The organism is Actinomycetota bacterium, assembly GCA_013152275.1.
Classification (GTDB): domain Bacteria; phylum Actinomycetota; class Acidimicrobiia; order Spongiisociales; family UBA4744; genus BMS3Bbin01.
Map to the genome: position 1 here is coordinate 1 of JAADGS010000075.1, position 7404 is coordinate 7404.

Here is a 7404-nt window from a genome sequence, read left to right on the forward strand (position 1 = left end):
ATGCCGAAGACGTCGCGCAACAGGTGTTCCTGGTTGCATTTGTGCACCGAGACGAGTTCGAGTTCGACAGGGAGGACGCACGGCCGTGGCTCTGCGGCATCGCTCGAAATCTTTGCGGCCGCCATTTCCGTACCCAGTGGCAGATTCGACACTTGACACATCGGCTTCCACCCCCCCCCATCGGTCTCCGTGCCCGATATCGCCGTCGCCAGGCGGGTGGATGCACAGCGTCTGCGGGGACCCCTCTACGCGGCGATATGCGAACTGTCGCCGTCACAGGCAGAGACTCTCATCCTGCATGCAATTGACGACCTCACTCACAAAGAAATTGCAGCTCTACTCGACATCAAGGTCGGAACCGTGAAGTCCCGACTGTCGCGTGCCAAGGCACAGATCCGCACATGTTGGGACACCGAAACGCACGGAGAGATAGGCCCGGACGGTCGCCCCACTGTGAAACCGGCCGAGGGATGGACCCCTGATGGAACCCAAAACGGTTCAGATGGCAATACATAGTGAGTACCGCAAACGCGGTGCCGAAAACTATAGAAGGGAGAAGATAGTGAGACGACCAATCACCGTGCTGGCGATGGCGATCATGCTGGTGTTGACCAGCATGACGGTTGCCTCGGCCGTTACCGTCGAGAAGAGTGTTAACGGTGGCTGCCGCATCGGTGCACAGGCCTACGAAAGTTGGACAAAGGCGACACACGTTTCCTATGACGACAACGGAGGATGCGCCAAGATCGCACAGAAGAACAAACGTAGGTGCTGGGGCAGCAACTACACATACAGCACGCAATACACCTCTGCAGAGGTCATCGACCTGCGTTACGCCGGTTGTGATGCTCTCTACACAATCACGTACGCCAAGGATGTCAATTGGAACTACCTCGGTTCCGTGAAGGCTGAGGTCTGATGGCATTGCACGTCGCAACGGGGGGTCCGCCTATCATTGGCGACCCCCCCGTTCACTACCCGGGGACTCGGTGGCCGATGTCGAAAACACTACGCAGCATCGTCTGGATTGTCGCAGCGTTTGCGCTTGTGGCTTCGGCGTGTTCATCAACCACTACACCCGAGGTGGTCGAACCGGCGGGAGCAGTTTCGTTCGCCGATCTTGAGGCCGCGGCGCTTGCTACCGCCGACTGTATGCGGGGCGCCGGATTGGAGGTCACGCGCCCTCCCGACTACAACCCGGATGCGTTCGTCTTCGGTTTCGAGTGGCGCGACGGAAGTCTTGGCGAGGAGGAGCAGGACTCTATATTCCGGAAATGTTCGGAGGAGCACTATGAACCCATCAGCGCGTTGTGGTTGGATGCCAATCAAGCCGAGATCGATGCGCAGAATCGGGCGCTCGATGAAGGCATCATTCTCTGTCTGCGTGATAGGGGGATCGAGGTGACCGAATTGACACCGGCGACCCGTGACGAACTGGACACCACGAACCCAGGTGCGCGACGTGAATGCCTTCTTGAATACCTCGACAGCCGACAGTCGTCGGGCGGATAGGACATCACATTTCCAACAAACGTTCCTCGCGCCCGTATCTGGTTGCCGCCGCGGCTTTGCTGGGGCTTCTTGTTCCGTCCGCGGTGCTTGCGTTCGTTCTCATGGCTGATGATCAGCGGCCGCTGCAACAAGATATCGATCCGCAACCGGTGGTTCTCCCGACTTCGGACGGTACCGTGACGGGAGTCCAGCCCGTTATCGTCAACCTGTTCTGGGGTACACCTACCACCGCTGTGAGCCAAGGTGGAAACGGAATTGTGACGTCAGTTGACGTCACAACCGGCGGCGTTCTCAGGAACGGCGATCAGATCGCAACGGTTTCTGGCAGGCCCGTCCTTGTCCTGGTGGCGCCCGAACCGATGTACCGGCCCCTAGCTCTCGGTGACGAAGGTCCCGATGTTGTAGCCCTCGCCGGTGTACTCACCGACTTGGGTTATCTGGAATCTGCTGCTCAGCGCCCTGAGCAGGTGGATCGAGAGTTGTCCGACGCCATCGCGGCGTTCAATGAATCCGCCGGGAAGAAGCAATTCCGCTACAACTCTCGGGGGCGGATAGTCGGACCTGAGTTCGACTACCGGCTCCTCGCATGGCTCGGTCCGGTCGAGATGGTCGTTGGCGCGATCGCTATCGAACCCGGCCGACCCTGGCCAGCCGCCGGCGAAACGTTCCTGAGCAGCGAGCCGAGATTGGTGTCCGCTGCGGTAGCCGTCAGTCGAGAGGACGGCTCTTTCGTGTCGGTCGATGAGACGTACATTCTTGAGATCGAAGGTGTCCAGCTGCCGCTGACGTACCAGGGTCAGGTCGAAGACTTGTCACTGGATCAGCTTGTGGGGGTGCTTCCTCGTCGCGGATCTGAGGAGAGTATCCAGGGCACCATCCGACTTGCTTCACCTGGCCAGGCTCTGAAGATCGCGCCATCAGCCATCGTGAGCGACGGCTCAATCCTGTGTGTGTTCGTCCCACAGGGCGACGACCGTTTCGAGCCGATCGCGGTTGCGATCCTTGACTCCTCATTCGGTGTGACGCTCATTGCTCCCGATCCCCGGATCGACGCGGTAGTGGTGAACCCGCAGGATGTCTTCGACCGGGCGTCATGCAACTCGTAGCCACCGATATCTGTCATGAGTTCTCGAACGTGCGCGTTCTCGATCAGGTATCGCTCATAGTTCGCCGCGGAGAAGCCGTGGCCGTCGTCGGTCCGTCGGGGAGCGGCAAGACCACGCTGTTGAGTATCTTGGGCGGACTCCTGTCGCCAATCTCCGGCGAAGTAGCCGTAGGGTTCGATTCCGGTAGGTCGGATCACCATGTTGTCCAGCATGTCGCATGGATCCACCAGACCACGAACGGACTGATGTCGCGCCCGGCGGTCGACAACGTGGCTCTCGGTTGTTTGGCGACTGGGGCGACGCACCGTCGAGCTCGTGAGCGTGCCCTTGAGCTTCTCGATACTGTGGACCTCGGAGGTTTTGGAGACTTCGGGACTGCAAAGTTGTCCGGAGGGCAGTTGCAGCGCGTCGCGATTGCTCGCGCGCTGGCGCTGCAGGCGCCGTTCATACTGGCCGACGAACCAACGGGTCAGCTCGACGCAGAGACCTCCGGGTTGGTAGTGGACCTTCTTGTCGACCAAGCCGCACACACGTTCGGCCAGGCCGTTGTCGTTGCAACTCATGATGCCCTGGTAGCGACAAGGTGCGACCGGGTCATTCGCCTCGGGGGCGCTGTATCCGAGGGTGGAAACTGATCATGGGTGGGAAACTGGTAAGCGGTTGGCGTGTGAGATCTCTCCTTCGAGAGGGCCTAGAGAACGCGATCTACGGCGGCTGGCGTACCGTTGCTTTCGTCGCTATCGGGGCCCTCGTTGTCACCGGCGTATCGTTCCTCGAGGTGCGGGCGGTGAGCACTGCACAAGCCGCCGAACAAGCACTCGTCGATCGAGGCTCTGCTGCAATCGTTGTTTCTCCCAGGCCGAATAGCGATCTCAGCCTCCGCGTTGAGCAATGCGGGGTCCTCAACTCGGCGGAGGGGGTCCGTGCGGCAGGTCCGGTTTGGCAACTCGTGAGTGTGTCCTCAAGAGCCGTGCCGAACCGCGGCATACAGGCACTGATGACTGCCTTCGGCGGAGTTGAGGTTCTGTCAGGGAGCCGATTCGACGTACCGCCACGGACGCTCGTCGCATCGGAAACGGTGGCGTCGGAACTCGGGCTCCTGCCCGGGTCACAGTTCCCGATCGTTGGAGGGCCTGCCTATACCGCCGAGAACATCGAGGTTGCCGCGGTGGTCGACTTCGGGCAACGCCGAGCCTCCTACTCGACCGCGGTGGTCATCCAAGGATTCAGTACATCCCCACCGCAGGAATGCTGGGTCGAATTCATGCCCTGGGTCAGCGCCGGAACCATGGTGGAGGTGGCGGCGTCGTTCTCCGGCAGTGCAAATGATCTGAGTGTGACGTTGCTTTTCCCTCTGAACGATCTAACACAGGCCCCGATCGAAGCGTTCATGCGCAGACCCATGCAGCACGGCTGGCTTGCAGCAGGGATCGTGCTCAGCACCATGAGCTATTTCGTGAACCGGGCCCGTCGAGGAGAAGACGCCTTGTACCGAGCGTTCCGTGCAGGGCGTTTTGGCACAATCGTGATATCACTCGCAGAAACGGCGATCGTCGCCGGTGCTGTTCTTGGAATTTCAGCGACATGGCTGCTTGTGGGATATACATTCGGCGGGACGTCGCCCGCGGCGTCGGGTATGGGTCTATCCCAGGCAGTGCGCGCTGTGTTGCTCTTTCAGGTGCTGGGTTGGCTCGTGAGCTTGCTCGGCCTCCGTAAACCCCTCATCGACCTGCTCAAGGGGTAGCGGTCCTAGGCGCGACGTCCTGCTGATGGAACCCAAACGGTTCAAATGGCAATACATAGTGAGTACCGCAAACGCGATTGAGCACCTTTCGATTCGGCCCGCAGTCGTCTACACCTTGGCAATACTTGTCGTCTCATCGCCACCAGCAGTTGGAGCGGTGCGGCCAGCCAGACACCGTTGAAACACCGGGCTTAGTACCATGGGGGTCCTGCTGGTGGCAAGAATGTGAAGAGGAGTTGTTGAATTGAGACGTCTTCTATCCAATCTACGGGAATTGCTGTTCCAGAGGAAGTGGTCGCGCGAAGTCAGGATTGTCGTTGTCGGGATCGTGTTAACGGTTGTCGCTGCGGTCGATCTGGCGTGGTCGAGCTTCGGTGGACAGAGTGATCGCGTCGCACTCGCAGCAGGATCTCTCACCGGCGCACTTCTCGTCGTAGCGGGTGGCGCGATAGTCGGTTGGCGAAAAGCTGAGTCGCGACACAACTAAGGAATCAGGTGGAGTCGCTTCGCGACGCTGTGGTGCCCGTGGGCTTGGTGCGCGGGTTTTCCGCGGTTGCTGAGGGATGGTTATCCCACACGAACTAGTTGGGAAATGGGACTATCGTATTGGGTACATCGTCTCCGTCAATCGAACTGTCACAGTGGATGCGCAGCACTACGCCAGAGGTGTAGGCAGCCGAACATGGAGGGCAACACAATGACCACCAAGGCGAGCCGTACTTCGACACCGGTTCCACCGTGGGCGTGGCACGTTATCCGATTCGCAGTGTTCGGCGCCGCCGCTGTGATACCTCCACCGCTGATCGTTGTCGCGCTCGCGGCCGGTTGGATCGTGATTCTCGCCGTCGAGGGTCGCAAGGGTGTTCCCATCGCTGTTCTCTGGACCCTTGCTGCCGTCGCAATCAACGTCGTGATGTTCGCATCGCTTCCCGGCGGGTAGATCGGCTAGATGTCGCTCCGGAGTACCCGCAGGCAAGGTCGTCGCTGGATCGCAGCTGTGGTGGGCGGAATCGTTGCGCTCGGCGTTGTTGCTGCTTTGTATTACAACATTGGGTCAAGTGCCGCGCTGAGTGATCAATGCTCGGCTACACCACCGGATGCGTCGGTCGCGAGACTTGAAGCGTCCTCCATCTCGGCTGGGTCGTCGATCTGGCCCGTTGGTTTCGAATGCATCTTCACCGACGCCAACGGGCAGGTACTGGCAAGGGAGTATGTCGGGTTCTGGCCATGAATCAACGGCACTTGCGAATTGTGGGGACCGCAGCGGCGGATAGTCGATGGTGCTCACCGCTCCAGTCGACTGCATGTTGCTTCGGCGTTGATGCCATGAGGGGAGAGGTTGGCGACTTCGGCAGACCCGCATCTGAGGATATGGCAGACCCCCGATGGAACCCAAAACGGTCTAAATGGCAATACATAGTGAGTACCGCAAAAGCGATACCAAACACAGAAGGGGAAAAGACGATGAAGACCACCATTCGCCGGTCTCGACTGGCAAGCCTTGGCCTGGTCCTGGCGCTGGCAGGTGTACTCTCGGTTCTGCCCGCCGTGACGCCCGAAGTGCAGGCTGCCTGTGACTACCCTGAGGCCGCGTTTACCATAGATTCGGGTTGGGGCAAGGAGTGGACACCGAACGTAAGCACCTGTGACTCGGACCAATACTATCGTGGCAAAGTGTATGACACCCGTACGGATGGCTCTTGTGTCTGGGTCCAGTTCCGCGAGGGCTCGACGGTGTACACCCAGGCGGTGTCGTGTAATTCGTACGGCATTAACTACTCGTTCTGGGACCAGAACGGGAACGGCTGGAGCACGATCAGAATCTGCCGAAATACCGGTTGTTATCCTACTGCCGCGTGGGGCTACTACACGGACTTTTACTAAGGCGATGCGGACGTCCACTATTGCTCGACGACTCGCCTTGATCGCGGCTTTGTTGCTCATAGTTGGTGCGTGCTCTGTCGCTGAGGACACGGCGGTGGCTGTGCGGACTTCGGAACCGGTCTCCGAACGGATCACGGTTCCTGTGAGTACGACCAGTACTGAACCAACCGACGTGGTAGCAACCGACCCTGAGCCTCCGTCGGACAGCACCGCCTCTGAGGATCAGAGTGGCATCCCGATATCTCCTGTCGAAACTGCCTTGCCCTATTTGCGGCTGACCCGAAAGCAGTATCAGGACCTCGCTATTGCGGGGCAGAGGAGGTACGAGGAGGAGCTTGCGACGTGTATGCGCAGCGAAGGTTTCGACTATGTGCCCATTGACGTGACCCAGCCGGCGTTGTTGAGTACACCCGTTGGGCCGATGTTGCTCACCGAGGACGAGTTCCGTGACCAGTACGGCTACGGTGCTGCGTTCAATGCGCGCCTGGCGTTCGAGCCGATGACGGCGACGTTCATTAATCCGAACGTGGACATTGTTGAGGCTCTCGGTGAATCCGAGCGCGAGGCATACAACGCGCAGATGCGTGTGTGTCGTCGCCTACTTCAGGAGACCCTGCCGAATCCGTTTGATCCGCCGCTGCAACGAGAAGGGGACGAGCCCAGTCTTCAATTATGGCTCATGGAACAGTTGGCGCTCATAGACGAAGCTGTCGGCAAAGACCCCCGGGTGTTGGCCGCTGAGGATTCCTGGTCACGTTGTATGGCTTCCGAAGGATACGATCTAGCGTCGCCAGCGGATGCATACGAATTCATTGCCGAACAAGCTGCACCGATTGTTGCCCGCGTGAGCGAGGGCCTCACCGACGAGATTGAGGAGGCACTGCAGGATCTTCAGGTCTACGAGCTCCAGGTTTCGGATGCGGACTGGAAGTGCGCCGAAGAACTCGAGCTTGACGAGACGATGAGGACGGTGCGCTTCGAGTTGGAGACGAAGTTCCTCGAAGAGAACGGCGATCGCGTTGCGCTTCTTGCCGCCGAAAAGGAAGCGGCCCTCGAAGCGTATCGCGACTTCCTCGACAACTAGACACGCTTCGACACCCGGACTTGCCGACCTCTCTCCCTGTTCTGGCGTCCGATTGCGCCCCATGGTGCGCAATC

9 protein-coding genes are annotated in these 7404 nt (G+C 59.5%); all 9 read left to right on the plus strand.

Annotated elements, in window-relative coordinates:
* Positions 1-308, plus strand: a 308-nt coding sequence (locus tag GXP34_12485) for a hypothetical protein (GenBank protein NOY56782.1), incomplete at its 5' end; no start/stop codon positions are given.
* A complete protein-coding gene (locus tag GXP34_12490) occupies positions 160-516 on the plus strand; it encodes an RNA polymerase sigma factor (protein ID NOY56783.1) in 357 nt (118 codons plus the stop codon). The genes GXP34_12485 and GXP34_12490, both read left to right, overlap by 149 nt.
* A complete protein-coding gene (locus tag GXP34_12495; GenBank protein ID NOY56784.1) occupies positions 482-919 on the plus strand; it encodes a hypothetical protein in 438 nt (145 codons plus the stop codon). Before GXP34_12490 ends, GXP34_12495 begins: the two co-directional genes overlap by 35 nt.
* A 77-nt stretch (positions 920-996) precedes the next feature.
* Positions 997-1512 (plus strand): hypothetical protein, encoded by a 516-nt coding sequence (locus GXP34_12500; protein ID NOY56785.1) that lies wholly within the window; start codon positions 997-999, stop codon positions 1510-1512.
* A 257-nt stretch (positions 1513-1769) separates the two neighbouring features.
* The gene (locus tag GXP34_12505; protein NOY56786.1) at positions 1770-2618 is read left to right on the plus strand and encodes a hypothetical protein; all 849 of its coding nucleotides are present in this window, start codon (positions 1770-1772) and stop codon (positions 2616-2618) included.
* Positions 2606-3253, plus strand: coding sequence for an ATP-binding cassette domain-containing protein (locus tag GXP34_12510; GenBank protein NOY56787.1), 648 nt, complete (start codon positions 2606-2608; stop codon positions 3251-3253). The genes GXP34_12505 and GXP34_12510 overlap by 13 nt, the downstream gene beginning before the upstream one ends.
* Positions 3254-3615: 362 nt before the next feature.
* On the plus strand, positions 3616-4362 hold the full coding sequence (locus GXP34_12515) for a hypothetical protein (GenBank protein ID NOY56788.1): 747 nt from the start codon (positions 3616-3618) through the stop codon (positions 4360-4362).
* 682 nt (positions 4363-5044) lie between these two features.
* On the plus strand, positions 5045-5302 hold the full coding sequence (locus GXP34_12520; protein NOY56789.1) for a hypothetical protein: 258 nt from the start codon (positions 5045-5047) through the stop codon (positions 5300-5302).
* A gap of 1290 nt (positions 5303-6592) precedes the next feature.
* On the plus strand, positions 6593-7330 hold the full coding sequence (locus GXP34_12525) for a hypothetical protein (GenBank protein NOY56790.1): 738 nt from the start codon (positions 6593-6595) through the stop codon (positions 7328-7330).
* Positions 7331-7404 lie beyond the last annotated feature (74 nt).

Excerpts from the sequence above, each read along its gene's own strand:
- GXP34_12495 (NOY56784.1), top strand. The coding sequence starts at position 482 with ATGGAACCCAAAACGGTTCAGATGGCAATACATAGTGAGTACCGCAAA.
- GXP34_12500 (NOY56785.1), top strand. The coding sequence starts at position 997 with ATGTCGAAAACACTACGCAGCATCGTCTGGATTGTCGCAGCGTTTGCG.
- GXP34_12525 (NOY56790.1), top strand. The coding sequence starts at position 6,593 with ATGCGCAGCGAAGGTTTCGACTATGTGCCCATTGACGTGACCCAGCCG.
- GXP34_12515 (NOY56788.1), top strand. The coding sequence starts at position 3,616 with ATGACTGCCTTCGGCGGAGTTGAGGTTCTGTCAGGGAGCCGATTCGAC.
- GXP34_12510 (NOY56787.1), top strand. The coding sequence starts at position 2,606 with ATGCAACTCGTAGCCACCGATATCTGTCATGAGTTCTCGAACGTGCGC.
- GXP34_12520 (NOY56789.1), top strand. The coding sequence starts at position 5,045 with ATGGAGGGCAACACAATGACCACCAAGGCGAGCCGTACTTCGACACCG.